This is a genomic window from Pseudomonas sp. Xaverov 259, assembly GCF_019352915.1.
Lineage (GTDB): Bacteria > Pseudomonadota > Gammaproteobacteria > Pseudomonadales > Pseudomonadaceae > Aquipseudomonas.
Genome location: NZ_JAAAFV010000057.1, coordinates 614,478 through 638,560, shown reverse-complemented (window position 1 = coordinate 638,560; position 24,083 = coordinate 614,478). Strand labels below are relative to the sequence as shown.

Below are 24,083 nucleotides of genomic sequence, written 5' to 3'. Positions count from 1 at the left end.
GCTTTCGAAGCACAAAAACAACAATTTCGATGAAGCACTTTGAGGACAACAACCATGATTATTTACGGTGTGGCGTTTCTGGCGCTGTGTACGTTGATCGGCCTGTTTATCGGTGAGTTGCTGGGCAAATGGATGGGGATTCCGGCCAACGTCGGCGGGGTGGGTATCGCCATGTTGCTGTTGATCGGCCTGGGCAGTTACCTCAGCAAACGTGGGCTGTTTACCGGCAAGTCGGAGCAGGGCGTGAGCTTCTGGGCGGCGGTGTATATCCCGATTGTGGTAGCGATGGCGGCCCAACAAAACGTGTACGGCGCGATCAAGGGCGGGCCGATGGCGATTCTGGCTGGCACGCTCGCGGTGGTGCTGGGCTTTGCCCTGGTGCCGGTGCTGGTGCGAATCGGCAACCGTGAGCCTGTTGCGGCTGTTCCTACCAAAGAAGCCGGGTGATCGCCATGTACGAATCCATGATGAAAGTGATCACCGGCTACGGCCTGATCAGTGGTTTTGCCGTAATCGGCCTGACCATGTGGGTGTCCTATTGGATCTCCGACACCTTCACCAAAGGCCGCCTGCACGGTTCGGCCATCGCCATTTTGCTCGGGCTGGTGCTGTCGTATGTGGGCGGCGCGTTTACCGGCGGCGCCAAGGGCGTGGTGGATATTCCGTTGCTGTCGGGCATCGGCTTGCTGGGCGGCGCGATGCTGCGCGACTTTGCCATTGTTGCCACGGCGTTTGGCGTGAGTGTGGATGAACTCAAGCGCGCCGGTTATGTGGGCGTGCTGGCGCTGTTTGTCGGCGTGGGTTCCTCGTTCGTGGCTGGCGTGGGAGTGGCGATGGCGTTTGGTTATACCGATGCCGTAAGCCTCACCACCATTGGTGCGGGCGCCGTAACCTACATCGTTGGCCCGGTGACGGGCGCGGCGATTGGTGCCAGCTCCGAGGTCATGGCATTGTCGATTGCCGCTGGGTTGATCAAGGCCATCCTGGTGATGGTGATGACGCCGTTTGTAGCGCCGTTGATCGGGCTGAATAACCCGCGCAGTGCGGTGATTTTTGGTGGCTTGATGGGCACTTCGAGCGGTGTGGCAGGTGGCTTGGCAGCGACTGATCCGAAGCTGGTGCCGTATGGCTGCCTGACGGCGGCGTTTTATACGGCGCTGGGCTGTCTGCTGGGGCCGTCGTTGCTGTTTTTGTTGATGCGCGGGTTGGTGGGTTAGCATCGATACAGAGGTCAGGATCGTTCCCACGCTCCGCGTGGGAACGCAGCCCTGGACGCTCCGCGTCTGCTCTTAAAGGCGTGACGCGGAGCGTCACATGAGGCATTCCCACGCAGAGCGTGGGAACGATCGGTGTCAGGTTTGGCGATTGGCATACATCCGACACTCTGCCAACAACGCCAGCAAGTTAGGATTGATCGTTCCCACGCTCCGCGTGGGAACGCAGCCCTGGACGCTCCGCGTCTGCTCTTGAAGGCGTGACGCGGAGCGTCACATGAGGCATTCCCACGCAGAGCGTGGGAACGATCGGTGTCAGGTTTGACGGTTGGCGTACATCCGACACTCTGCCAGCAGTGCCAATAAATTTGGATCACGCTCCTTGGCCTTCAAGAACACCACGCCAATATGCTGCTGCAACCGATACCGCGGTTGCAGCGGTATGAGCTTCACACGGTTCTCATACACCGCTGCAATCCGCCCTGGCAGCAACGCATAACCCACACCTGAACTGACCATGCTCAGCAGCGTGAAAATGTCGTTCACCTGCATCGCCACCTTCGGCTCAAACCCCGCCTGCTTGAACACCCGGTTGCCGTCCTGATGGGTGGCGAAGCCTTGAGTGAGGGTGATGAAAGTAGCGTCGCGCACATCCGCCAGGTCGATTTGCTGCTCACGGTCGAAGGGTGAATCGGCCGGTGTGGCGAGGAAGATGTCGTCGGAGAACAGCGCAATCTGTTCGCAGTCGGGGTCGTTGGCGTGGTCGTCGAGGGAGATCAGAATCGCATCCACCTCCATGTTCTTGAGCTTGTAGAGCAGGTCGAAGTTGGAGCCCAGGATCAGGTCGATATTGAGTTCGCTGCGCCTGATTTTCAGGCCCATGATCAACTGCGGCACGGTTTTGACCGTCAGCGAATACAGCGAGCCCAGCTTGAAGCGCTCGGCGGAGAAGCCAGCGGCTTCGCGGGTCAGGCGTACGCTGTCGACCACGTCGGCCACCAGCTTTTGGGCGCGTTCTTCCAGCACATAGGCGCTTTCCAAAGGGGTGAGGTTGCGCCCTTCGTGTTTGAACAACGGGCAGCGCAGCGCATTTTCCAGCGAGTGAATAGCGCGGTGCACGCTGACGTTGCTGGTTTGCAGCTCGGCAGCGGCGCGGGCCAGGTTGCCGGTGCGCATGAACGCCAGGAAGATTTCCAGCTTCTTGAGGGTGAATTCTTCGTCGATCAGCATGGCCGTGGCTCGGGTTCGAATGCCGTCGATTGTGCCCCTAAAACCAGTTCACTCCCAGCCATGCGCTGCACAAGCCCAGCACCACGCCGAGGATGATCAGCCAGATCGCATTAAGCCGCGTGTAATACACCACGGCGGCGCTGGCCAGGGTCAGCACCAGGCTGGTGGTGTTGTTTTCCAGGCTGTTCATCAGGATGTAGCTGGCGGCCAGGATCAGCCCGATGGAGATCGGCAGCAGGCTGCGCTTGACCCGCTGCACCCATGGTGTGGTGGTGTGTTTTTCCAGCCAGCCGGCGCCCACGTAGGTGAGCACCGAACAGGGCACCAGCTTGGCCAGCAAGGCGACCAGCGCACCCGGCAGCCCAGCGGCTTGCTGGCCGATAAACACCAGCAACATGCCGTTGGGGCCGGGCAATGCCTGGGACAGGGCGAAGAAGGCGACGAACTGGGCGTCGCTGACCCAGTTCATGTCGTTGACGGAGTAGCGGTGAATGTCACCGATGGCGACCATGTTGCCGCCAATCGACATTAGCGACCACAGTGCGCATTGGAGCATCAGGTGCAGGAGCGTGGCTTGCATCAGCGGGCCACCTTGCGTGTGTCGATAAAGCCCAGTGCCAGGGAGCTGGGGATGCAGATCAGCAGCACCATCCACAGTGGCAGCACCAGGATCGCCATCAGTACAAAGGTCAGCAGGAAGGCCACGTAGTTGGCGACCGTCCTGGGCATGGCCTTGAGCAGGCGCAGGGTCGTGCCGAGGATCAGCCCGGTGGCAATCGGCATCACGGCGCCGAACACCTGCTGCACCACGTCGTGGGTCCACCACTGGGTATAGGCGAAACCGGCGAGCACGGTGATTATCGAAGGGAACAGGTACAGCCCGCACACGGTCACAACCGCACCCGGCAAGCCATGCAGGCGACGGCCGTAGATGATGCCGACGTTGGCGATATTGGGGCCGGGGAAGAACTGGCCGGTGGTCAGCAACTCATTGAAGCCTTGCTCGCTGACCCAGCGGCGACGGTCGACCATCATCTGCCGCGCCCAGGGCATCACGCCGCCAAAGCCGAACAGGCCGACCATGGCGAAGTTGTAAAACAGTTGCCATAGGCTGGGTTGCGGCGCGGTGGGTTCAAGCTCGGGCACGGGGGATTACCGGTAGGCTGCTTTTAGGTGGGCTCTGGCTTTATGTGGGAGCTGGCTTGCCTGCGATAGCGGTGTTGAATGTGCCAACGCCATCGCAGGCAAGCCAGCTCCCACAGGATGATGTGAATGATCTATCGGCGTGTGTGTTTGGGCAAATGAAGAAATGCGTGTTACCTGCAACAGTGCCGGTAGCGTCACAATGGTCTTGGCACAACCATGTGGTAACGGTTATTCGAGGTGAGTGACACATGTATCACGGGGAACGATTCAACGCCTGGAGCCATTTGGCCGGGGCGGTTGCCGCTTTTATCGGCGCAGTGTGGATGTTGGTGGTGGCGAGCCTGGACGGCAGCCCCTGGAAGATCGTCAGCGTGGCGATTTATGGCTTTACCCTGCTGGTGCTGTACAGCGCGTCCACCGTGTACCACAGCGTGCAGGGCCGGCGAAAAGAGATCATGCAGAAGGTCGATCACTTTTCGATCTACTTGCTGATTGCCGGCAGCTACACCCCCTTTTGCCTGGTGACGCTGCGCGGGCCGTGGGGTTGGACGCTGTTCGGGATTGTGTGGGGGCTGGCGGTAATCGGCATTTTGCAGGAGATCAAGCCAAGGTCTGAGGCTCGGATTCTGTCGATTGTGATCTATGCGGTGATGGGCTGGATTGTGCTGGTGGCGGTCAAGCCATTGATTGCCGCGCTGGGCACGGCGGGGTTTGTGTGGCTGGCGTCGGGCGGGGTGCTGTACACCGTCGGCATCATCTTTTTTGCCCTGGAGGATCGCTTGCGCCATTCCCATGGGATCTGGCATTTGTTTGTGATTGGCGGCAGTTTGCTGCACTTTGTGGCGATCATGCATTACGTGCTGTGACCTGTGGGAGCTGGCTTGCCTGCGATAGCGGTTTTGAATGTGCCGACGCTATCGCAGGCAAGCCAGCTCCCACATTACAAGCGTTCCAGCAGCTCTCGCGCTCGGTTGCCGAAAATGTCCAACAGGTTCGCCAACATATGCGGCGGCGGCTCATCAGCGCGGGTCAGAGCGTACAGCGTGATCGGCAATGGCGGCGTGAGCGGGCGAATGCAGGTGGTCGCCGTTGACGCGCCGAGGGCGGTGAACGGGTCGATGACCGTCAACCCGGCACCGGATTCCACCATCGCCCGGGCCAGAGAATAGGTCTGTACGGCAATGCTTACCCGTGGCGGTGGGTCGACGTTTTCCAGGTAGCTGTCGAGCTTGGCGGCCAGTGGGTCGGCACTCGACAAGCCAACCAGTGGCGCACCCGCCAGGTCTGCCAGTGGCAGGGGCGTGCTCAACTGCGCATCTGACCAATAGCCCTTCGACGCCAACGCCACCAACACCCCATTGGCCAGCACTTGCGTGGTCAGCCCCGGATGGCCGGAAAAGTTGAGCGTCAGCGCCAAGTCAATCTCACGCATCAACAGTTTCTGCACCAGCTCGCGGCTGTGGTCGCTGGACAGCTCGCAGGCAATGTCCGGGTAGTCGCGCTTCCATTCCAGAATCGCCGGCGGCAGCAGCGACAGGGCCAGGGCCGGAATCGCACCAATGCGCACCCGTTGGCCCGGCTCGCGGCGCAGGCTCTTGGCCAGGCGCCGCACGCCTTGCAGGCTTTCGGTGACTTTCTCGACTTCGCTTTCCAGCGCCAGCGCTTCCGGCGTGGGCTGCAGCTTGCCGCGTACCCGTAAAAACAGCGCAAAGCCCAGCTGCAACTCGGCGTGCTGCAGCACCTTGGTCACCGCCGGTTGCGAGACGTGCAACAGCTGCGCGGCGGCGCTGACGGAGCCGGTCTGGCGGATGGCCTGGAAGATCTCGATATGACGCAAGCGCATGGCAAGTACATAACCTTTGTTTATGGGTGACCCATCTTTATTCATTGTCGGCGGCCTGTCACCTGGCCCTAGGCTTGGGGCCAGTTAATTCAACAGCGGGTGGCAGCAATGGCCAAGCGGGTTTGCATCATCGGTGGTGGCGTTATTGGCTTGGCGAGCGCCTATGCCTTGGTGCGTGCGGGCCATGAGGTCACGGTGATCGAAGCGCGGGACAGCCTGGGCAGCGAGACCAGTTTCGCCAACGGCGGGCAACTGTCTTACCGCTATGTCGCGCCGCTCGCCGACAAAGGTGTGCCGCTGCAAGCCATCGGCTGGTTGCTGCGCGGTGACTCGCCGTTAAAGTTGCGCCCTAAACTCGACCCGCAGCAATGGCGCTGGATGGCGGCCTTTATCGGCGCCTGCCGTGGCTCGGTGAACCAGCGCAATGCCGCGCACCTGCTGCGCCTGGCGTCTTTGAGCCAGGCCACGCTGGAGCAATGGCGCGAAGGCGATCACCTGAATGGCTTCGACTGGCGTCGCAACGGCAAACTGGTGACGTTTCGCAATGCCACCTCCTTTGAGCATGCGCGCAGCAAGGTCAGCAATAGCGTGCAGCAGCAAGTGGTGTCCGTGGCCGATTGCGCGCACTTGGAGCCAGCGTTAATGGGCGCCGACTTTCTCGGTGGCATCTACACGCCGAACGAGGAAGTGGCTGACTGTCACGCCTTCTGCCAACGGCTGGCGGCCCGGCTCGAAGCCTCGGGGCGCTGCAGGTTTTTGCTGGGCCGCAAGGTCACCCGCATACGCCACGCCGACGGCGCAGTGCAGGCCATCGAGTTGGGTGACGAGGTGATGGCGGTGGATCAACTGGTGCTGGCGGCCGGGCATCGCAGCGCCGAGCTGGGTCTGCATGGGTTGTCGTTGCCACTGTATCCGCTCAAGGGCTACAGCCTGAACGTGCCGATTGGCGCGCACCACCAGGCGCCGAACGTGAGTGTCACCGACTATGACCGCAAGATCGTGTATGCGCGCATCGGTGAGCAACTGCGGGTCGCGGCCATGGTGGATATCGTCGGCTTTGATGCGCGCCTTGAGCCCAAACGCCTGGCCTTGATGAAACGCCAGGCCATGGAAACATTCCCAACGGCCGGCGATTACGCCCACGCCGTCGAATGGGCCGGCATGCGCCCGGCCACACCCACCGGCGTGCCATTGATCGGCGCCAGCGCCTATCGCAACCTGTGGCTGAACCTCGGCCACGGCGCGCTGGGTTTTACCCTGGCCTGCGGCAGCGGGCAATTGCTGGCCGAACTGATCAGCGAGCACGCACCTTCCATCGATATGCAGGGCCTCACGCCCCGCGCTGCATAATTGGACTCACACCCACCAACGGAGAATAACAATGAAAAGAATCCTGTTGACCGGCTGCACCCTCGGGCTGTTGTTTGGCGCACAGGTTCAGGCCAATGAGGCCGCGCTGGACGGCACCTTGAGCAAGATCGCGAATGCCAAGTCGATCACCTTGGGCTATCGCGATGCCTCGGTGCCGTTTTCCTATGTGGGTGATAACAGCGGCAAGCCTATGGGCTATTCGGTGGAACTGGCGAACAAAATCGTTGAGCGCATCCAGCAGAAAACCGGGGTGGCGGACCTCAACGTGAAGCACAACCTGGTGACCTCTCAAACCCGTATTCCGCTGGTGCAGAACGGCACCGTCGACCTGGAGTGCGGCTCCACGGGCGTGACGGCCGAGCGGCAGAAGCAGGTGGCGTTTTCCTATGGTTTTATCTATGTGAAGGGCCAGTTGCTGACCGCCAAGGACAGTGGCATCCAGGGCTTTGAAGACCTCAAGGGCAAGAACGTGGTGACCACGGCCGGCACCACCAATGAGCGCTTTCTCAAGAGCTACAACGCCGAGCACAAAGCCAATATGTTTGTGATCAGCGCCAAGGACCATGGCGAAGCGTTCAAGATGCTCGAGACCGGCCGCGCAGTGGCGTTCTACATGGATGACGCATTGCTCTACGGCGAGCGCGCCAAGGCCCGTGACCCGCACCACTGGGTGGTGGTGGGCAAGGAGCAATCGCGGGAGATTTACAGCTGCATGCTGCGCAAGGACGACCCGCAATTTCTCGCCGTGGTCAACGAAACGCTCGCGGACCTGTACCGCTCTGGGGAGATCAACGGGATTTACCAGCGCTGGTTTGAACAGCCGATTCCGCCCAAGGGCCTGAACCTTGAGTTCCCCATGACCAGCGAGTTGAAGGCGATTATTGCCAAGCCGGTGAGTGACCCGGTGGAATAGCGAAGTGTTAACCCGTGATCGTTCCCACGCTCCGCGTGGGAATGCAGCCTTGGACGCTCTGCGTCCGTTTTGAGGTCGTGACGCAGAGCGTCACAGGAGGCATTCCCACGCAGAGCGTGGGAACGATCGGGCGCGGGTTAGAAGTCGCCCCACAGTTGCTGGGCCACGCTCAATGCCACGACTGGCGCGGTTTCGGTGCGCAGCACTCGCGGGCCGAGGCGGGCGGCGTGGAAGCCGGCGCCTTGGGCCGCTTGCACTTCAGTGTCGGTCAAGCCACCTTCCGGCCCGATCAGGAACGCCAGGCTCGACGGCTTGGCGTGGCTGACCATCGGCTCGGCCACCGGGTGCAGCACCAGCTTCAAATCCGCCTCGGCTTGCTTCAACCAGTCGGCCAGTAACAGCGGCGGGTGAATCACCGGCACCGTCGAACGCCCGCATTGCTCACAGGCGCTGATCGCCACTTGGCGCCAGTGCAGCAGGCGTTTGTCGGCGCGTTCATCCTTCAGGCGCACTTCGCAGCGGTCGCTGAAGATCGGTGTGATTGCATTCACACCCAGCTCAGTGGCTTTCTGAATCGCCCAATCCATGCGCTCGCCCCGCGACAGACCTTGGCCAAGGTGGATGTGCAGCGGTGATTCGGTCTGGCCCGCAAAGCTTTCGGTGAGTTGCACGCTGACGCGTTTTTTACCGACCTCCAGCAAGGTGCCGAGAAACTCCTGGCCGGAGCCGTCGAACAATTGCACGGCATCGCCTTCGCCCATGCGCAATACGCGGCTGATGTAATGCGCCTGGGCTTCGGGCAATTCATGCTCGCCGATGCTGAGTGGGGTGTCGGTGAAAAAGCGGGACAGTCTCATTTCTGTTCTCTGGAAGTGGTGTGCAGAGCGGACGCGGAGCGTCCAGGGCTGCATTCCCACGCGGAGCGTGGGAACGATCAAACAAAACCTGTGGGAGCCGGGCTTGCCCGCGATAGCGGTAGACCCGGCACCCGATCAGTTGAGTGAACTCAATTAACCCGGATCACGAAAGCCTGGGTGGAAGTCCTTCGGCACCGCAACACTGACGTTGCTGTTGGTGGCGATATCGATGCCTTCGCTGGCCACCTCGGCCAAAAAGTCGATCTGCTCCGGCGTAATCACATACGGCGGCAGGAAATACACCACGCTACCCAACGGCCGCAACAATGCACCGCGCTCCAAGGCATGCTCGAACACCTTCAAACCCCGGCGTTCCTGCCACGGGTAGGCGGTTTTGGTGGCTTTGTCTTGGACCATCTCGATGGCCAGCACCATGCCGGTCTGGCGCACTTCCGACACGTGCGGGTGGTCCACCAGGTGCGCGGTGGCGGTGGCCATGCGCTGGGCCAGGGCCTTGTTGTTTTCGATGACGTTGTCTTCTTCGAAGATATCCAAAGTCGCCAAGGCCGCCGCGCATGCCAGCGGGTTGCCGGTGTAGCTGTGGGAATGCAGGAAGGCGCGCAGGGTCGGGTAGTCGTCGTAGAAGGCGTCGTACACATCGTCGGTGGTGACCACAGCGGCCAGCGGCAGGTAGCCGCCGGTTAGCGCTTTGGACAAGCACAGGAAGTCCGGGCGGATGCCTGCTTGCTCACAGGCGAACATGCTGCCGGTGCGGCCGAAGCCCACGGCGATTTCGTCGTGGATCAGGTGTACACCGTATTTGTCGCAGGCTTCACGCAGCAGCTTGAGGTACACCGGGTGGTACATGCGCATGCCGCCGGCGCCCTGGATCAGCGGCTCGACGATCACGGCGGCGACGCTGGCGTGGTTTTCGGCCAGGGTGTGTTCCATGGCCAGGAACATGTTGCGCGAATGCTCTTCCCAGCTCATGCCCTCGGGGCGCAGGTAGCAATCCGGGCTCGGCACCTTGATGGTGTCCAGCAGCAAGGCTTTATAGGTTTCGGTAAACAACGGCACATCGCCCACCGACATCGCGGCAATGGTTTCGCCGTGGTAGCTGTTGGTGAGGGTGACGAAGCGTTTCTTGTTCGGCAGGCCACGGTTGAGCCAGTAGTGAAAGCTCATCTTCAGCGCAACTTCGATGCACGACGAGCCGTTGTCGGCGTAGAAGCAGCGGGTCAAACCTTCGGGCGTCATCGCCACCAGGCGCTCCGACAACTCGATCACCGGCTGGTGGCTGAAACCGGCAAGGATCACGTGTTCCAGCTGGTCGACCTGATCCTTGATGCGTTGGTTGATGCGCGGGTTGGCGTGGCCGAACACATTGACCCACCAGGAACTGACGGCATCGAGGTAGCGCTTGCCTTCGAAGTCTTCCAGCCATACGCCTTCACCGCGCTTGATCGGGATAAGCGGCAGTTGCTGGTGGTCTTTCATCTGGGTGCAGGGATGCCACAGCACCGCGAGGTCGCGTTGCATCCACTGGTTATTCAAGCCCATCGGTTATCTCCTCGAAGCGGCCCTGCGCCCGGCGCAGGCGAAACAATCGCGCAAGCCTATGCAATGCCAGGCGGCGTCACAACCCATTACGGATGAATTGGCAGTAAAGGCAGGACGATCTGTCACGTTTCTTAGGAATAGTCCTTAATCCATTGTTAACGTACTGTGCATACTCTCTTGATCGTATTTCTCGATATTTCAAAGCGAAATTTTCCGCTTTAATTCGATAGGTAAATCGCTAGTCTTGGGCACAGTTCTTACGGGATTTGGGACATGCAGCTACGTAATTCATCGGCCCGTTATGGTTGGGTCAGCATTGTTTTGCACTGGGGCGTAGCCCTGGTGGTGTTCGGTTTGTTCGCGCTGGGCCTGTGGATGGTCGGCCTCGACTACTACAGCGCCTGGCGCAAAGACGCGCCCGATCTGCACAAGAGCATTGGCATCACGCTGTTCGCCATCATGCTGGTGCGTATCGTCTGGCGCCTCGTCAGCCCGCCGCCACCGCCGCTGGCCAGCTACAGCCGTTTGACGCGTATTGGCGCTGCATTTGGCCACGCGTTCCTGTATCTCGGGCTGTTTGCCGTGATGATCGCCGGTTACCTGATTTCCACCGCAGACGGTGTCGGTATTCCGGTGTTTGGCCTGTTTGAGATTCCTGCCGTGGTTTCCGGGCTACCGGACCAGGCAGATAACGCCGGCTTGGTGCATCTGTACCTGGCCTGGGTGTTGGTGGTCTTCGCCGGTTTGCACGGCGTGGCTGCGTTTAAACACCACTTTATCGATCGTGATGCGACCCTTACGCGAATGCTGGGACGCAAAGCCTGATGTTCAACCTCGACTCACAAGGAATAGAAAGCATGTTGAAAAAGACTCTCGCCGCTCTGGCAATCGGTTCCGCACTGCTGTCCGCAGGTTCGGCGATGGCCGCTGACTATGTTGTCGACAAGGAAGGCCAGCACGCCTTCGTTGACTTCAAGATCAGCCACTTGGGCTACAGCTTCATCACCGGTACCTTCAAGGATCTGGACGGCAAGTTCAGCTTTGACGCTGCTAAGCCTGAAGACAGCAAAATCGAGTTCAACGTCCGTACCGCCAGCGTGTTCACTAACCACGCCGAACGTGACAAGCACATCGCCAGCAAAGACTTCCTGGACGTTGGCAAGTTTGCTGATGCCAAGTTCGTCTCCACCAGCGTCAAAACCACCGGTAAAAATGCTGCAGGCCAAGTCACTGCCGACGTAACCGGCGACCTGACCTTCCACGGCGTGACCAAGCCGATCGTAGTCAAGGCCACGTTCCTGGGCGAAGGCAAGGATCCATGGGGCGGCTACCGTGCCGGCTTTGAAGGCACTACCTCCTTCAACCGTCAGGACTTCGGCAAGCAGATGGACCTGGGCCCAGCGTCCAACACTGTTGAGCTGTACGTGACCTTTGAAGGCGTCAAAGCGAAGTAATTATTTCGCTGTTCCAAACGCCAAGCGCCGACCTCAGGGTCGGCGTTTTGCTGTGTATTGTTTAAAGGCTTTCTTGGTAGGTCTTCACTTGGTCCTTGAGCCAGTTATGCAACAAGATCAGTTGCGCCGAAGGCTTGCTGCCTGCGGGCCAGACTATGTAGTAGCGTGACGTGTGCGCTGGTTCAATGTCGGTGAGCCGTACCAGTTCCCCGCGTTGAATCAGTGCATGGGCAATCGAGCGGCGGGTCAGCGCGACGCCGTGCCCGAGCCGCACGGCTTCGAGCATCAACGTGGAGTCGGTGAATTCCAGCGACGCTTGCGGACGTTGCTCCGCTATACCTGCGGCGCCGAGCCAGATCGGCCAGCTTTCACTGGCATGCAGCAGCGGCAAGTCAAGGACGTCTTGCGCGGTCTGCGGCCGAACGCCGTGGTTAAAGTCGTGAGCGGCCACCACCAGCAGTGAATCGCCCATCAGCGTTTCGCAATGCACATCCGGCCACTGGCCATGGCCGAAGCGAATCGCGCAATCGAGCGGGCCTTGCTCGAAGCTGGCGAACTCCATGCTCGACTCCAGCCGCAGGTGCAGTTCGGGGTGAGCCGCCCTGAAATCATGCAGGCGCGGCAACAACCAGTGCATGGCGTAGGAAGGCAACACCGAAGCGGTCAGCTGTGGGTGCCTGGTTTTAGCCATCAGTTTTTCGGTGATCCCGGCGATCTCGCCCAGCCCTTGCCTGATCTGGTAGGCATACACGCGGCCTTCATCCGTCAGCATCAGCGTGCGCTTGTTGCGCATGACCAAGGCGAGGCCCAGGTACTCCTCAAGTGCGCGAATCTGATGGCTGACGGCACTGTGGGTCACGTGCAGCTCAAGGGCGGCCAAGTTTACCTTGCCCAGTCGGGCCAAGGCCTCGAAAGCACGCAGTGCGGCAAGAGGGGGCAGTTTCAATGTGTGAATTCCTTTCACAAAAAAGCCTAATAATAGCCGCTATACGTGAAATGAGCGGGCTACCGATAATGGCGGCAAGTTATTTATTCAAATAACACCGTGCTGAAACTGTCGGGAGTTGTGAACCATGATTGATGAGATTCAAGCGTTTCTGAACGATTACTTTAGTGTGCTGCAAACGCAGGACTTGAATACGTTCGATCAAGTCTTTCATCGTGGCTGCGTGTTATACAGCGCGCAGAATTCGACGGTGGTCGTGCGGCCGTTCGATGAATACCGGGCCATGGTTCAAGGCCGTAAGTCGCCGCAGGAAGGCGGTTTTCCGCAGCTGGATGAGGTATTGATGATCGACGTGATGTCGCCGGAAATGGCCATCGTCAAAGTGCGTTTGCGCTTGTTCAATAACGTGATGGTTGATTACTTGAACCTGATGAAAGTTGACGGCCGCTGGATGATCTTCGCCAAGCTTTTTCATAAGGCCGGTGAAGTGGCTGATCAATAAACAGCCGCCTGGATGCAAAAACGCCCCGACTAATCGGGGCGTTTTTGTTTGCGTCTAAAACTCAGCGGTTGCGGGTCAGCAACGCTGGTTTTTCACCACGAGGGCGGCCTGGCAGTTGATCCAACTGCTCAGGTGTCGGGAAGCGATCCGCTTTCGATTCCTTGTGGATGATTTTCGGCGCCGGGCCACCGCGCGGGTTCTGCACGGCAGGTTCCGACAAGCGTGGCTGGTCGTCACGGGCCGGGCGGCGGTTGTTGCTGCGCGAGTCTTCACGACGAGCCTGGCCGTCACGGGGTGCGCCATTGCGCGGGCCGTTGCGCTTGGCAGGTGGCGTACCGGTGGTACCGCCGCTGCTGTTGCGTGGGCCATTTTGACGGCCGCCCTGTGGCTGGCCGCCACGTGGAGCGCTAGTACCTGCGCCTGCACCCGCGCCCTGTGCCGGGGCACCTGGGCGGCGGCCACGGCCCTGGGCCGGCTTGGCCTGGGGCACGTAGTCAACGCGGTTACCGAAGTTATCCACATCGTCGTCGAGGAACTCGTCCGGGGCGCGGTCAGCGGCGGCGCGTGGCGGCTGGCTCGGCTGGCGCTGTTCGCGGGCCGGGGTGCCTTCACGGGGCTTTTGCTCACGGGCTGGGCGTTCGCCACGGCCGTTGGTAGGCGCTTTTTCCTTGCCGCCTTTGTCTTTGCCCTTGTCGCGACGGCCACCGCCACCACCGCCGCCGTTCGGGCCATCGCCCTTCGGACCGCGTGGGTTGCGTGGGTTACGCACGTCCGGACGCTCGCGCGCTTCAGGCTTTTCGGCCTCCACGGCGCTGGAGTCGAAGCCCATCAGGTCGCCGTCGGCGATTTTCTGCTTGGTCATGCGCTCGATGCTTTTCAGCAGTTTTTCTTCGTCCGGAGCGACCAGGGAAATGGCCTCGCCCGAACGACCGGCGCGGCCGGTTCGGCCGATACGGTGCACGTAATCTTCATCGACGTTCGGCAGCTCGAAGTTGACCACGTGTGGCAATTGGTCGATATCCAGGCCGCGTGCGGCGATATCGGTGGCGACCAGGATGCGCACAGTGCCGGCCTTGAAGTCGGCCAGGGCTTTGGTGCGTGCGTTCTGGCTCTTGTTGCCGTGGATGGCGACAGCGGTGAGGCCGTGTTTGTCCAGGTACTCGGCCAGGCGGTTGGCGCCGTGCTTGGTGCGGGTAAACACCAGCACCTGCTCCCACGCGCCGTGGGTGATCAGGTGCGCCAGCAGCGAGCGCTTGTGGCTGGCGGCCAGGCGGAACACGCGTTGCTCGATACGCTCGACCGTGGTGTTCGGCGGCGTGACTTCAATGCGTTCCGGGTTGTGCAGCAGCTTGCCGGCCAGGGCGGTGATGTCCTGGGAGAACGTTGCCGAGAACAGCAGGTTCTGACGTTTGGCCGGCAGGCGCGCGAGCACCTTTTTCACGTCATGGACAAATCCCATGTCGAGCATGCGGTCGGCTTCGTCCAGTACGAGGATTTCCACGTGGGACAAGTCGACGCTGCCTTGGCCGCACAGGTCGAGCAAACGCCCCGGGCAGGCGACCAGCACGTCAACACCACGGGACATGGCCTGAACCTGTGGGTTCATGCCGACGCCGCCGAAGATGCAGGCGCTGACGAACTTCAAGTCGCGGGCATACAGCTTGAAGCTGTCGTGCACCTGGGCGGCGAGTTCGCGGGTGGGGGTCAGGACCAGTACGCGCGGTTGGCGCGGGCCGTGACGCTGGGATTTGTCCGGGTGACCGTTGGGGAACAACCGCTCCAGAATCGGGAGGGCGAAACCACCGGTTTTACCAGTACCTGTCTGCGCCGCAACCATCAGGTCGCGACCTTGCAACACGGCGGGAATGGCCCGCTGTTGCACCGGAGTAGGCTCGGTATAGCCCGCTGCCTCGATGGCGCGGACTAAAGCCTCGGAGAGACCGAGGGAAGCAAAGGACATGAGTAATCCTGTTTTAGTTAGGGCTTGGCCCAAAGGGATAATCTTGCCGGGCGTGAATGGCGCTTAGGGGAGCGCAACCCCGTCCGGTCCTGCTGCGTCTGGCGGGCACTCCACCGGCTCGCGCGGGCTGAAAGCTGCGCAGTAGCTGGGTTAGGTGCCTTTTTCAAGACCTCAGCGGCCGGGCGTGAGCCTGGCGGAAAGGCCGGAGTATAACAGAGCAATCACGGCGCGCCGCTTTCCTGCTGCTCAACGGTGTGTTCAGGGCCTGTATTGGCTTGGATTCCGCCATATTTGGCGCTTAAGGCTGCGTAGGCAGGCTCTTGCTTGAAGCGCTTGAGCTCGGCGGCAAAGCGTTGCACCAGCAGGTCCATGCCGGCGCCACGGCGCACGGCCAAAAATTGCGGCTGGCGGCTGACCACCAGCGGCGCCTGGCTGACCTTGCCTTCCAGGCCCATGGCCTTGATCACATGCTGGCCGACTCGACGGTCCGTAATCACCAGATCAATGCGGCCCAACGACAGTTTGCCGAAGTTGGCCTCATGGCTGGGTGCCGGCTCATGGTCGAACAGGCTGGATTCGCTGAAGGCCTCGCCATACAGATAGCCCGGCGACGTGCCGACCGTCAGCCCGCGCAAGTCATCCAGGGTTTGGGCCGGGTGAGGGCGGTCGTTGGCATAGAACAGCACGAACTCGACAGCCGACAACGGTTCGCTGGGATAAAGCAGCAAGGCGTCGCGCTCATGGCTGTGGAAAATATCCAGTGCGCCATCGGCGTGGCCTTGGTCGAGCATAGCCAGGCAACGTTTCCAGGGCAAAAATTGCCACTCCACCTCCACCCCCAGACGTTGGAACACGATCACCGTGGTTTCGTAATCCAGCCCACGCATGCTGCCCTTGTCGTCGTACACATAAGGCGCCCAAGGCTCGGTGACAATGCGCAATTTCTCGCCGTAAGCGGTGAAGCTCAGGCAAGCGAAAAGCACAGCGGTCAACAGCTTGAGAATGACAGGCATACCCTGAGGTTACGATGCTCCTGCGCTAAAGAGAAGCTCTGGCACACGCATTTGCGGGCAAGTTGATGTGGCGCATTTAAAACCAAAAAGGCCCTCGTATAAACGAGGGCCTTGGCGTTACCAAACAAGCCTTAGCGTGGCAGCTTGAGGTTGTTCCAGATGGCCAGGCTGGGTTCACTCTGGTTCAGGGTGTAGAAGTGCAACCCTGGCGCGCCACCTTGCAGCAATTGTTCACACATCTGCGTGATGACCTGCTCACCGAACGCCTGGATGCTCTTGACGTCATCGCCATAAGCTTCCAGTTGCTTGCGCACCCAGCGTGGGATTTCAGCGCCGCAGGCATCGGAGAAGCGCGCCAGCTTACTGTAGTTGGTGATCGGCATGATGCCCGGCACGATAGGGATATTCACACCCATGGCCCGTACATGCTCGACAAAGTAGAAGTAGCTGTCGGCGTTGAAGAAGTACTGGGTGATCGCGCTGTCGGCACCGGCATTGGCCTTGCGCACGAAGTTCTGCAAATCGTCGTCGAAGTTGCGTGCCTGTGGGTGCATCTCCGGGTAAGCCGCCACTTCGATATGGAAGTGATCGCCGCTTTCTTCACGGATGAAGCTCACCAGGTCATTGGCGTAGCGCAGCTCGCCGCTGGCCATGCCCATGCCGGACGGCAGGTCGCCACGCAGGGCGACGATGCGCTTGATGCCGGCTTGTTTGTATTGGGTCAGCAGGCTGCGCAGTTCGGCCTTGCTGTCGCCCACGCACGACAAGTGCGGAGCGGCGGGAACTTTGACTTCATTTTCGAGCTGCAACACGGTGCTGAACGTGCGGTCACGGGTCGAGCCGCCGGCGCCGTAGGTGCAGGAGAAAAAGTCGGGGTTGTAGCTGGCCAACTGCTTGGCAGTCGCCATCAGTTTTTCATGCCCAGCATCGGTCTTGGTCGGGAAGAACTCGAAGCTGTAGCGACGGTCTTGGGACATGGTTAACACCCTTGGAAACTCATAAAACCGGTGTGGGAGCTGGCTTGCCTGCGATAGCATCGCCTCGGTATTGCTGAAAAACCGAGGTGCCTGCATCGCGGGCAAGCCCGCTCCCACAAAAGCCAGCTCCCTTATGGCAGCTGGCACTGGGCCGATCAGTAACGGTAAGCGTGCGGCTTGAACGGACCTTCAACGGTCACGCCGATGTAGTCGGCCTGGGTCTTGGTCAGTTGAGTCACCACGCCGCCGAAGCCGCGGACCATTTCCAGGGCCACTTCTTCGTCGAGTTTCTTCGGCAGTACTTCCACGGTCAGACGCTCGGCTTTCTGGGCGGGCGACAGGTCGGCGTACTTCTGGCCGAACAGGAAGATCTGTGCCAGTACCTGGTTGGCGAACGAGCCGTCCATGATGCGGCTTGGGTGGCCGGTGGCGTTGCCCAGGTTAACCAGACGGCCTTCAGCCAGCAGGATCAGGTAGTCGTCGTTCTGCGGGTCGAAATCACCAGTGCCGGTACGGTGAACCTTGTGTACCTGCGGCTTCACTTCTTCCCATGCCCAGTTCTTGCGCATGAAAGCGGTGTCGATTTCGTTGTCGAAGTGGCCGATGTTGCAGACAACCGCGCGCTTCTTCAGGGCTTTGAGCATGTTTGCGTCGCAAACATTCACGTTACCGGTGGTGGTCACGATCAGGTCGATCTTGCCCAGCAGGGCCTTGTCGATGCTTGCTTCGGTGCCGTCGTTCTGGCCGTTGATGAACGGCGAAACCACTTCGAAACCGTCCATGCACGCTTGCATGGCGCAGATCGGGTCAACTTCGGAAACTTTAACGATCATGCCTTCCTGACGCAGGGACTGGGACGAACCCTTGCCCACGTCGCCGTAGCCGATCACCAGGGCTTGTTTGCCCGACAGCAGGTGGTCGGTGCCGCGCTTGATGGCATCGTTGAGGCTGTGACGGCAGCCGTACTTGTTGTCGTTCTTGCTCTTGGTCACCGAGTCGTTGACGTTGATGGCCGGGATTTTCAGCTCGCCCTTGGCCAGCATGTCCAGCAGGCGGTGTACGCCGGTGGTGGTTTCTTCGGTCACACCGTGAACGCGGTCCAGAATCTGCGGGTATTTCTTGTGCAGCAGCTCGGTCAGGTCGCCGCCGTCGTCGAGGATCATGTTGGCATCCCATGGCGCGCCATCTTTAAGGATGGTTTGCTCCAGGCACCACTCGTACTCTTCTTCGGTCTCGCCTTTCCAGGCGTAAACCGCGATACCGGCAGCCGCGATAGCAGCAGCGGCCTGGTCTTGAGTCGAGAAAATGTTGCAGGACGACCAGCGTACTTCGGCACCCAGGGCAACCAGGGTTTCGATCAGCACGGCAGTCTGAATGGTCATGTGGATGCAGCCGAGGATCTTCGCGCCTTTGAGCGGCTGCTCAGCGGCGTACTTGCGGCGCAGACCCATCAGGGCTGGCATTTCGGATTCGGCGATAAAGGTTTCGCGACGGCCCCAGGCGGCGAGGGACATGTCGGCGACTTTGTAGTCGGTAAAACCTGCAGGCGTGATTACAGCGCTCATGAAGAGCCTCCATTCGTAGTGTGCGAATGGGCGCCGTTGTGCGTTTAGTATCCAGCTGGCTAACCAGGCCGGACAACGCCCCATCCGAGCCTGACAGGTTGAACCTGCTGCAGCGCCCCTCGGACAGGTGGCGGGAGAACGGTATCAATCGAAGATGACCGTTTTGAAGCGGTGGCGATTATAGCCGTGTGCGCGGCACTTCCCAAGCCTTTCTGTCGGCCAGATGAAGATCGCTGATGGGCCTGATAGGCAATGCTTCATAGAGCTTGGGCTCATGCTCTGCCATGATGTTGCCCATCATTTCGCAAGAAGCTTTGGAGTGACCATGAACTTCCACACCCGCAAATGGGTAAAACCCGAAGACCTCAACCCCAACGGCACCCTGTTCGGCGGCAGCCTGCTGCGCTGGATCGACGAAGAAGCGGCTATTTACGCGATTGTTCAACTGGGCAACCAGCGCGTGGTGACCAAGTACATCTCCGAAATCAACTTTGTCAGCGCCTCGCGCCAGGGCGACATCATCGAGTTGGGCATCACCGCCACCGAGTTCGGCCGCACCTCGATCACCCTGACCTGTGAAGTGCGCAACAAGATCACGCGCAAAAGCATCCTCACCGTAGAGAAAATGGTTTTCGTCAACCTGGGCGAAGACGGTTTGCCGGCGCCGCACGGGCGTACTGAAATCAAGTATGTCAAAGACCAGTTCCAGGATGAGTAACTGCACGCCCTGCTTCGGCGGGCATTGAACGCTCGCGATTGGAGACAGGTCGTACCTGAACCGCATCCCCTCGTTCAGGTACGACCATGGCCACGCAAACAGACGGCAAAACCCCCAACCTGTCGCAGGAAGAGCAACAGGACGTCGACAAGAACCAGCCGCCTCGCGCGGCGGTCCTGCACGAAATAATCCGCACCCAGGGCGACCAGGAACTGGAACGCAATGTGGCCGCGTTGTGGTGGTCGGCGTTGGCGGCGGGCCTGACCATGGGCCTGTCGCTGATGGGCATGGGCCTGCTCAACTCGCGCCTGCCGGATGGCGAAGGCTTCAAGGTGATCGCCAGCTTTGGCTATTGTGCGGGCTTTCTCGCGGTCATCCTCGCGCGCCAGCAATTGTTTACCGAAAACACCCTGACCGCCGTGCTGCCGGTGATGAGCAAGCCGACGCTTGCCAATGCCGGCCGCCTGTTGCGGTTGTGGACGGTGGTGCTGGTGGGCAACCTGTGCGGCACCTTGCTGGTGGCCTACGTGATGCTGCACCTGCCGATCTTCGACACCAAGACCGACATGGCCTTCCTCGAAATCGGCCGCAAGGTCATGGAAAACGACCCCGGCCAGATGTTCGCCAAAGGCATCATTTCCGGCTGGATGATCGCCACCATGGTGTGGATGATCCCGTCCATGGAAAGCGCGAAGATGTTCATCATTATCCTGATCACTTACCTGATGGCGCTGGGGGACTTCACCCACATCGTCGTCGGCTCGGCGGAAGTGTCGTACTTGGTGTTTGCCGGCGAACTGCCGTGGAAGGACTTCTGGCTGGTGTTCGCCGGGCCGACCCTGGCGGGCAATATCATCGGCGGCAGTTTTATTTTTGCGCTGATCAGCCATGCGCAGATTCGCAGTGAGAGCAGCCTGCCGGGCAAGCCCGCAGACCCGCGCCATCCCCAGCGGGTGAACAAGGACGAGTAAGCTGATTCGTCATAAATGAATGGCAAAGTCGCAGCGCGGTTTTCCATTCATGAAAGAAGGATCTTTATGCGGGCTTTCCCTTTTTTGCGGCTGCGCAGTTGGTGCGCGCTGGTGGTGGCGGTGGGCGTGTTTAGTGTGGCGCAGGCCAAGGATGATGCTGCGGATCGCTCCGTGACCATCGAAAAGCACACTCAACGCTACGTGATCAATACCGACGGCAGCTATGTGTTGGATGCCGAAAAGGTCGTGCTGATCAACGAAGAGCGGGCCATCCGGTCCAGTGCCCAGCAAGCGGTCAGTTACAACCGCTCATTGGATAGCCTGGAGATTGTCGAGGCGTTCACGCTCAAGCCCGATGGGCGCAGGGTAATGGTCACCGCGTCGCAGATCAGGGAACAACAGGAACAAGCCTCGGCCAATGCCCCGATGTTTCAGGATTCGCGGGTCAAGGTGGTGATTTTTCCTGAGGTGGCAGTGGGTGATCGTCTGAGCTTGCGTTACAAGCGAATACGCCACACGGCGTTGTTTCCTGGCGAGTTTACCGACTTCTCCACGGCGAGCTTGAGCCCCACGCTGGGTTACTCCCTGATCTACGACTTGCCGGCCGACAAGCCCTTGTACGCCGAGGCCCGGGGTTTCAAAGCCTCTACTGCGGCGGGTGCAGTGGGGCGCAAAGTGTACCGATGGGACTATGTGCCGGCCGACAAAACCCGGCCCGAACAAGGCGCGGTGGCCTACACCGACTATGGACAGATCCTCGCTGTTTCGACCTTTGCAACCTACAAAGACCTGGCCAGGGCTTACGAGGCACGTGCCAAGGTTGAGGTCACACCGCAAATCACCGAATTGGCGCACACGCTCACTGCCGACCGGCCAACGCCTCGGGCCAAGGCCCTGGCGCTCAGTGATTGGGTGCGCAAGAACATCCGTTATGTGGCGGTGTACATCGACGCCGGCGGCGTGGTGCCGCACTCGGCGCAATCGGTGCTGGATAACCGTTACGGCGACTGCAAGGACCATGTGGCCCTGCTGGAAGCCATGCTCAAGGCCGTTGGCATCGACAGCTCACCGGTGTTGATCAACGCCGGCAATGCCTATGTTTTGCCTAAGGTGGCGGCGTTACGCGTGCTCAACCATGCGATCACCTATGTGCCAAGCCTGGACCTCTATCTGGACTCCACCGCCAGTTTCATCGCTGCCGGTTACTTGCCACTGCAGGACTTGGACAAGCCGGTGTTGTTGACGCGTACTGGCGAGTTGGCACGTACCCCGGCCACTCAACCGGGCAAGCTGTCGAGTGAACTGGTGTTCAAGGTCGATGACAAGGGCGCGGCAGACTTTACGCAAACGTCCCTCGCCGAGGGTTGGCGTACCGAAGCGATGCGGTTTTGGATCAGGTCTCAGCAGCCGGCGGAGCGTGATCAGATGATCCAGAAAATGCTGCGCAGTTCAGGCCAGACGGGCAAAGCCGCACTGGAAACAGATGCGCTGGAAGGTGATGCGTCCGGCTTCAACACCACGTTGGCCGGGCGCACGGAAAACCTCGTCAACGTGCCGGGGCCGATTGGTGTACCGGCACTCAGTCGTCTGGGCAGTTATATTGCTCAGGACGTGCAGGTCCTGTCGGTAGAAAAGAAGCGGGTGCAAAACTTCACCTGCTTCACCAGCGAGAGCGTTGAAAAGGCCCGCTTCGAGTTCCCCGCCTCGTTGACTATTCTGGCGGTGCCCAAGACCGTTTCGCTCAAGGGCGCGGATGTTACCTACGACGCCAGTTATGAGCGCAGCGGCAATACCGTGCTGGTTTCCCGCACGCTTGTCTTTAACCATCCCGAAGCGGTGTGCAGCCCTGAGTGGTTCAAGAGCATGCAGCCGATGGTCGAGGCGATGTTCAACGACCTCAAAAGCCAGATCATCGTGCAGGCCCATTGATCGCAGGCGCCGGCGGCGAAATGAATTCGCCGCCGGCCTCAATCAGTGAGCCTCGGCAGGTGGCGCCGGCTCATCTTTAGTCACATGCTTGACCAGCTTGCCGATGCTCAAACCCTGCAACAGGATCGACGACAGCACCACGATGTAGGTGATGCTCAACAGCAAGTCACGTTCCGGGCCCAGCGGCAGGGCCAGCGCCAGTGCTACCGAGACGCCGCCGCGCAAACCACCCCAGGTGAGAATGCGGATAGTGCCGCGTGGCACCGTGCGCCAGCGGCGCAGCAACAGAATCGCCGGCGCCACGGTCAGCAGGCGTGAGGCCAGGATCGCCACAGCCAGCAAGCTGGCGGCCAGTACGTGCAGCCAGTTGAACGGCAACAGCAGCAACTCCATGCCGATCAGGGCAAACAGTAGGGCGTTGAGCATGTCATCGAGCAATTCCCAGAAGCCGTCGAGGTAGCGGCGGGTCATGTCGTTCATCGCCAGCTTGCGCCCCAGGTTGCCGATGATCAGCCCGGCCACCACCATCGCAATCGGCGCCGAGACGTGCAGTTCGGTCGCCATTGCCGAACCACCGATCACCAGCGCCAGGGTCAGCATCACTTCGATCTGGTGTTGCTCGATGCTCTTGATCATCAGGTACACCAGGTAGCCGATCAACCCGCCGAACACCACGCCACCAATCGCTTCATGGGCGAACAGCATGGCCGTGGCGCCGACCGTCGGCGTTTCGCCCAGCTGTGCGATACCGAGTAGCACGGTAAACACCACCACCGCCGTGCCGTCGTTGAACAGCGATTCGCCGACGATGGTGGTTTTCAGTGGTTTGGAGGCGTTGGCGGTTCGCAGCACGCCCAACACTGCAATCGGGTCGGTGGGTGAAATCAGTGCGCCGAACAGCAGGCAGTAAAGGAAGCTGACGTGCCAGCCGAACAGGGCAAAGATGTAATACGCCAGGCTGCCGATCACTACGGTGGCGATCAATACGCCGAAGGTTGCCAGCAGGCCGATGGGCCAGCGATAGCTGCGCAGGTCGTTGAGGTTGACGTGCAAAGCGCCGGCGAACAGCAGGAACGACAGCATCCAGTTCATCAGCAAGTCGCCGAAGTCGATCTGGCCGATCAACTGCTGGATACGTTCCTCCAAACCGGGGTAGCCGATAACACTCAGGCCTTGCAGGATCAGGGAAAACAGCAGGGCCGTGACCATCACGCCGATGGTGGGCGGCAGGCCGATAAAACGGTAGTTCACATAGGTGAGCAGGGTGGTGAGGCAAATAAAGGCGGCGACAAGTTCAAGCATCCGAGGTCCTTGGAAGTGAGGGAAGGTCGTTATTGCTGGGATGGACCGCAGCAGCGGCGGGATGTTTCAAGGCGCCGGCCAAAAGCCTGATAGAACCTTTCGGCGCGCCTCGGTTCATAGCCGGTGAGTGCGATATTGCAGTTATAGTGCTAAAACTCTAATTTCTATTTAAAACAACAAAAGGAATCCATGATGACGGCCGCTTTCTGGTGTGTGTTGATCGCAATTTTCCTGCCTTACCTGTGTACGGGGGTGGCCAAGTTCAGCGGCGGCAAGTTCGGCCCGCGGCACAACCACGACCCGCGTGCCTTCCTGGATACCGTCGAAGGCGTGGCCAAGCGCGCCCACAACGCCCAACTCAACAGCTTTGAAGTGACACCTGCATTTGCCGCGGCGGTAATCATCGCGCACCTGGCCGGTACGGCGTCGCTGGTGACCATCAATGTGCTGGCGGTGCTGTTTATCACCAGCCGCTTGCTGTACATCATCTGCTACCTGGCCGACTGGGCGATGCTGCGTTCACTGGTGTGGGCGGTGGGGATGGCGTTGATCGCGAGTTTCTTTTTTGTGTCGATCTAGAGGTTTGACGCACATTCAATAGGGTAGCGGGCT

At 60.2% G+C, this 24,083-nt stretch carries 24 protein-coding genes and 1 riboswitch; of the genes, 12 read left to right on the top strand and 12 right to left on the bottom strand.

The window, feature by feature from the left end; all coding sequences use genetic code 11:
* The first annotated feature begins 54 nt into the window (after window positions 1-54).
* Window positions 55-447 (top strand): malonate transporter subunit MadL, encoded by a 393-nt coding sequence (madL, locus tag K0H48_RS25735; RefSeq protein ID WP_099488469.1) that lies wholly within the window; start codon window positions 55-57, stop codon window positions 445-447.
* Window positions 448-452: 5 nt separating this feature from the next.
* Window positions 453-1,217, top strand: a complete 765-nt coding sequence (madM, locus tag K0H48_RS25730) for a malonate transporter subunit MadM (RefSeq protein ID WP_056857769.1) — start codon at window positions 453-455, stop codon at window positions 1,215-1,217.
* A gap of 312 nt (window positions 1,218-1,529) precedes the next feature.
* Here the strand turns inward: madM and K0H48_RS25725 are convergent, their stop codons facing one another.
* Genes K0H48_RS25725 through K0H48_RS25715 form a run of 3 tightly spaced genes read right to left on the bottom strand, consistent with a single transcriptional unit; the run spans window position 1,530 to window position 3,590 of the window.
* Window positions 1,530-2,444: a LysR substrate-binding domain-containing protein gene (locus K0H48_RS25725; protein ID WP_017139426.1), complete on the bottom strand. Its 915-nt coding sequence runs from the start codon at window positions 2,442-2,444 to the stop codon at window positions 1,530-1,532.
* Window positions 2,445-2,481: 37 nt separating this feature from the next.
* On the bottom strand, window positions 2,482-3,024 hold the full coding sequence (locus tag K0H48_RS25720; protein ID WP_138813485.1) for a chromate transporter: 543 nt from the start codon (window positions 3,022-3,024) through the stop codon (window positions 2,482-2,484).
* Window positions 3,024-3,590, bottom strand: a complete 567-nt coding sequence (locus K0H48_RS25715) for a chromate transporter (RefSeq protein ID WP_219269826.1) — start codon at window positions 3,588-3,590, stop codon at window positions 3,024-3,026. The genes K0H48_RS25720 and K0H48_RS25715 overlap by 1 nt, the downstream gene beginning before the upstream one ends.
* 248 nt (window positions 3,591-3,838) lie before the next feature.
* On the opposite strand from K0H48_RS25715, the gene K0H48_RS25710 reads away from it, so the two are divergent.
* The gene (locus K0H48_RS25710) at window positions 3,839-4,456 is read left to right on the top strand and encodes a hemolysin III family protein (protein ID WP_200430421.1); all 618 of its coding nucleotides are present in this window, start codon (window positions 3,839-3,841) and stop codon (window positions 4,454-4,456) included.
* 74 nt (window positions 4,457-4,530) lie between these two features.
* Here the strand turns inward: K0H48_RS25710 and K0H48_RS25705 are convergent, their stop codons facing one another.
* A complete protein-coding gene (locus tag K0H48_RS25705; RefSeq protein ID WP_219269824.1) occupies window positions 4,531-5,433 on the bottom strand; it encodes a LysR family transcriptional regulator in 903 nt (300 codons plus the stop codon).
* A 108-nt stretch (window positions 5,434-5,541) separates the two neighbouring features.
* Between K0H48_RS25705 and K0H48_RS25700 the strand changes: the two genes are divergently transcribed.
* Together K0H48_RS25700 and K0H48_RS25695 are read left to right on the top strand one after the other, a co-directional pair.
* Window positions 5,542-6,783, top strand: coding sequence for a D-amino acid dehydrogenase (locus K0H48_RS25700; protein WP_219269822.1), 1,242 nt, complete (start codon window positions 5,542-5,544; stop codon window positions 6,781-6,783).
* A 31-nt stretch (window positions 6,784-6,814) separates the two neighbouring features.
* On the top strand, window positions 6,815-7,717 hold the full coding sequence (locus K0H48_RS25695) for a transporter substrate-binding domain-containing protein (RefSeq protein WP_219269820.1): 903 nt from the start codon (window positions 6,815-6,817) through the stop codon (window positions 7,715-7,717).
* 137 nt (window positions 7,718-7,854) lie between these two features.
* On the opposite strand, the gene K0H48_RS25690 is transcribed toward K0H48_RS25695, so the two are convergent.
* Both K0H48_RS25690 and K0H48_RS25685 read right to left on the bottom strand, forming a co-directional pair.
* The gene (locus tag K0H48_RS25690) at window positions 7,855-8,574 is read right to left on the bottom strand and encodes a 16S rRNA (uracil(1498)-N(3))-methyltransferase (RefSeq protein ID WP_219269818.1); all 720 of its coding nucleotides are present in this window, start codon (window positions 8,572-8,574) and stop codon (window positions 7,855-7,857) included.
* A gap of 153 nt (window positions 8,575-8,727) precedes the next feature.
* Entirely contained in the window at window positions 8,728-10,134 is a 1,407-nt protein-coding gene (locus tag K0H48_RS25685; RefSeq protein ID WP_138813492.1) for an adenosylmethionine--8-amino-7-oxononanoate transaminase, read from the bottom strand.
* 273 nt (window positions 10,135-10,407) lie between these two features.
* Here K0H48_RS25685 and K0H48_RS25680 point away from each other — a divergent pair, with 273 nt between their 5' ends.
* Complete coding sequence (locus tag K0H48_RS25680) at window positions 10,408-10,959, top strand: cytochrome b (protein ID WP_200430415.1); 552 nt, start codon at window positions 10,408-10,410, stop codon at window positions 10,957-10,959.
* A gap of 32 nt (window positions 10,960-10,991) precedes the next feature.
* Window positions 10,992-11,588, top strand: coding sequence for a YceI family protein (locus K0H48_RS25675; RefSeq protein ID WP_026013867.1), 597 nt, complete (start codon window positions 10,992-10,994; stop codon window positions 11,586-11,588).
* Between the two features lie 61 nt (window positions 11,589-11,649).
* Here K0H48_RS25675 and K0H48_RS25670 read toward each other — a convergent pair whose 3' ends face one another.
* Window positions 11,650-12,534, bottom strand: a complete 885-nt coding sequence (locus K0H48_RS25670; protein WP_219269816.1) for a LysR substrate-binding domain-containing protein — start codon at window positions 12,532-12,534, stop codon at window positions 11,650-11,652.
* 127 nt (window positions 12,535-12,661) lie between these two features.
* Here K0H48_RS25670 and K0H48_RS25665 point away from each other — a divergent pair, with 127 nt between their 5' ends.
* A complete protein-coding gene (locus K0H48_RS25665; protein ID WP_219269814.1) occupies window positions 12,662-13,036 on the top strand; it encodes a nuclear transport factor 2 family protein in 375 nt (124 codons plus the stop codon).
* 61 nt (window positions 13,037-13,097) lie between these two features.
* Here K0H48_RS25665 and K0H48_RS25660 read toward each other — a convergent pair whose 3' ends face one another.
* From K0H48_RS25660 to ahcY, 4 genes are all read right to left on the bottom strand, one after another.
* Window positions 13,098-14,996 (bottom strand): DEAD/DEAH box helicase, encoded by a 1,899-nt coding sequence (locus K0H48_RS25660; protein ID WP_219269812.1) that lies wholly within the window; start codon window positions 14,994-14,996, stop codon window positions 13,098-13,100.
* A 221-nt stretch (window positions 14,997-15,217) separates the two neighbouring features.
* Window positions 15,218-16,009 (bottom strand): ABC transporter substrate-binding protein, encoded by a 792-nt coding sequence (locus tag K0H48_RS25655; RefSeq protein WP_219269810.1) that lies wholly within the window; start codon window positions 16,007-16,009, stop codon window positions 15,218-15,220.
* 131 nt (window positions 16,010-16,140) lie between these two features.
* Complete coding sequence (gene metF, locus K0H48_RS25650) at window positions 16,141-16,986, bottom strand: methylenetetrahydrofolate reductase [NAD(P)H] (protein WP_219269808.1); 846 nt, start codon at window positions 16,984-16,986, stop codon at window positions 16,141-16,143.
* A 155-nt stretch (window positions 16,987-17,141) separates the two neighbouring features.
* Window positions 17,142-18,551: an adenosylhomocysteinase gene (ahcY, locus tag K0H48_RS25645; RefSeq protein WP_219269804.1), complete on the bottom strand. Its 1,410-nt coding sequence runs from the start codon at window positions 18,549-18,551 to the stop codon at window positions 17,142-17,144.
* Window positions 18,552-18,572: 21 nt separating this feature from the next.
* Window positions 18,573-18,678: riboswitch (S-adenosyl-L-homocysteine riboswitch) on the bottom strand.
* Between the two features lie 198 nt (window positions 18,679-18,876).
* On the opposite strand from ahcY, the gene K0H48_RS25640 reads away from it, so the two are divergent.
* The 3 genes from K0H48_RS25640 (at window position 18,877) to K0H48_RS25630 (ending at window position 22,169) form a co-directional block, all read left to right on the top strand.
* A complete protein-coding gene (locus tag K0H48_RS25640; RefSeq protein WP_016977737.1) occupies window positions 18,877-19,269 on the top strand; it encodes an acyl-CoA thioesterase in 393 nt (130 codons plus the stop codon).
* A gap of 86 nt (window positions 19,270-19,355) precedes the next feature.
* The gene (locus K0H48_RS25635; protein WP_219269802.1) at window positions 19,356-20,240 is read left to right on the top strand and encodes a formate/nitrite transporter family protein; all 885 of its coding nucleotides are present in this window, start codon (window positions 19,356-19,358) and stop codon (window positions 20,238-20,240) included.
* A 66-nt stretch (window positions 20,241-20,306) separates the two neighbouring features.
* Complete coding sequence (locus K0H48_RS25630) at window positions 20,307-22,169, top strand: DUF3857 domain-containing transglutaminase family protein (RefSeq protein WP_219269799.1); 1,863 nt, start codon at window positions 20,307-20,309, stop codon at window positions 22,167-22,169.
* Between the two features lie 42 nt (window positions 22,170-22,211).
* On the opposite strand, the gene K0H48_RS25625 is transcribed toward K0H48_RS25630, so the two are convergent.
* Window positions 22,212-23,471 (bottom strand): sodium:proton antiporter, encoded by a 1,260-nt coding sequence (locus K0H48_RS25625; RefSeq protein WP_219269797.1) that lies wholly within the window; start codon window positions 23,469-23,471, stop codon window positions 22,212-22,214.
* 192 nt (window positions 23,472-23,663) lie between these two features.
* On the opposite strand from K0H48_RS25625, the gene K0H48_RS25620 reads away from it, so the two are divergent.
* The gene (locus K0H48_RS25620; protein ID WP_099488479.1) at window positions 23,664-24,050 is read left to right on the top strand and encodes an MAPEG family protein; all 387 of its coding nucleotides are present in this window, start codon (window positions 23,664-23,666) and stop codon (window positions 24,048-24,050) included.
* The last annotated feature ends 33 nt before the right edge of the window (window positions 24,051-24,083 follow it).

Bases quoted from the DNA above. Each gene is read 5' to 3' on its own strand.
- madL (WP_099488469.1), top strand. From the start codon at position 55: ATGATTATTTACGGTGTGGCGTTTCTGGCGCTGTGTACGTTGATCGGC.
- madM (WP_056857769.1), top strand. From the start codon at position 453: ATGTACGAATCCATGATGAAAGTGATCACCGGCTACGGCCTGATCAGT.
- K0H48_RS25725 (WP_017139426.1), bottom strand. From the start codon at position 2,444: ATGCTGATCGACGAAGAATTCACCCTCAAGAAGCTGGAAATCTTCCTG.
- K0H48_RS25720 (WP_138813485.1), bottom strand. From the start codon at position 3,024: ATGCAAGCCACGCTCCTGCACCTGATGCTCCAATGCGCACTGTGGTCG.
- K0H48_RS25710 (WP_200430421.1), top strand. From the start codon at position 3,839: ATGTATCACGGGGAACGATTCAACGCCTGGAGCCATTTGGCCGGGGCG.
- K0H48_RS25705 (WP_219269824.1), bottom strand. From the start codon at position 5,433: ATGCGCTTGCGTCATATCGAGATCTTCCAGGCCATCCGCCAGACCGGC.
- K0H48_RS25700 (WP_219269822.1), top strand. From the start codon at position 5,542: ATGGCCAAGCGGGTTTGCATCATCGGTGGTGGCGTTATTGGCTTGGCG.
- K0H48_RS25695 (WP_219269820.1), top strand. From the start codon at position 6,815: ATGAAAAGAATCCTGTTGACCGGCTGCACCCTCGGGCTGTTGTTTGGC.
- K0H48_RS25690 (WP_219269818.1), bottom strand. From the start codon at position 8,574: ATGAGACTGTCCCGCTTTTTCACCGACACCCCACTCAGCATCGGCGAG.
- K0H48_RS25685 (WP_138813492.1), bottom strand. From the start codon at position 10,134: ATGGGCTTGAATAACCAGTGGATGCAACGCGACCTCGCGGTGCTGTGG.
- K0H48_RS25680 (WP_200430415.1), top strand. From the start codon at position 10,408: ATGCAGCTACGTAATTCATCGGCCCGTTATGGTTGGGTCAGCATTGTT.
- K0H48_RS25675 (WP_026013867.1), top strand. From the start codon at position 10,992: ATGTTGAAAAAGACTCTCGCCGCTCTGGCAATCGGTTCCGCACTGCTG.
- K0H48_RS25665 (WP_219269814.1), top strand. From the start codon at position 12,662: ATGATTGATGAGATTCAAGCGTTTCTGAACGATTACTTTAGTGTGCTG.
- K0H48_RS25660 (WP_219269812.1), bottom strand. From the start codon at position 14,996: ATGTCCTTTGCTTCCCTCGGTCTCTCCGAGGCTTTAGTCCGCGCCATC.
- K0H48_RS25655 (WP_219269810.1), bottom strand. From the start codon at position 16,009: ATGCCTGTCATTCTCAAGCTGTTGACCGCTGTGCTTTTCGCTTGCCTG.
- metF (WP_219269808.1), bottom strand. From the start codon at position 16,986: ATGTCCCAAGACCGTCGCTACAGCTTCGAGTTCTTCCCGACCAAGACC.
- ahcY (WP_219269804.1), bottom strand. From the start codon at position 18,551: ATGAGCGCTGTAATCACGCCTGCAGGTTTTACCGACTACAAAGTCGCC.
- K0H48_RS25640 (WP_016977737.1), top strand. From the start codon at position 18,877: ATGAACTTCCACACCCGCAAATGGGTAAAACCCGAAGACCTCAACCCC.
- K0H48_RS25635 (WP_219269802.1), top strand. From the start codon at position 19,356: ATGGCCACGCAAACAGACGGCAAAACCCCCAACCTGTCGCAGGAAGAG.
- K0H48_RS25630 (WP_219269799.1), top strand. From the start codon at position 20,307: ATGCGGGCTTTCCCTTTTTTGCGGCTGCGCAGTTGGTGCGCGCTGGTG.
- K0H48_RS25625 (WP_219269797.1), bottom strand. From the start codon at position 23,471: ATGCTTGAACTTGTCGCCGCCTTTATTTGCCTCACCACCCTGCTCACC.
- K0H48_RS25620 (WP_099488479.1), top strand. From the start codon at position 23,664: ATGACGGCCGCTTTCTGGTGTGTGTTGATCGCAATTTTCCTGCCTTAC.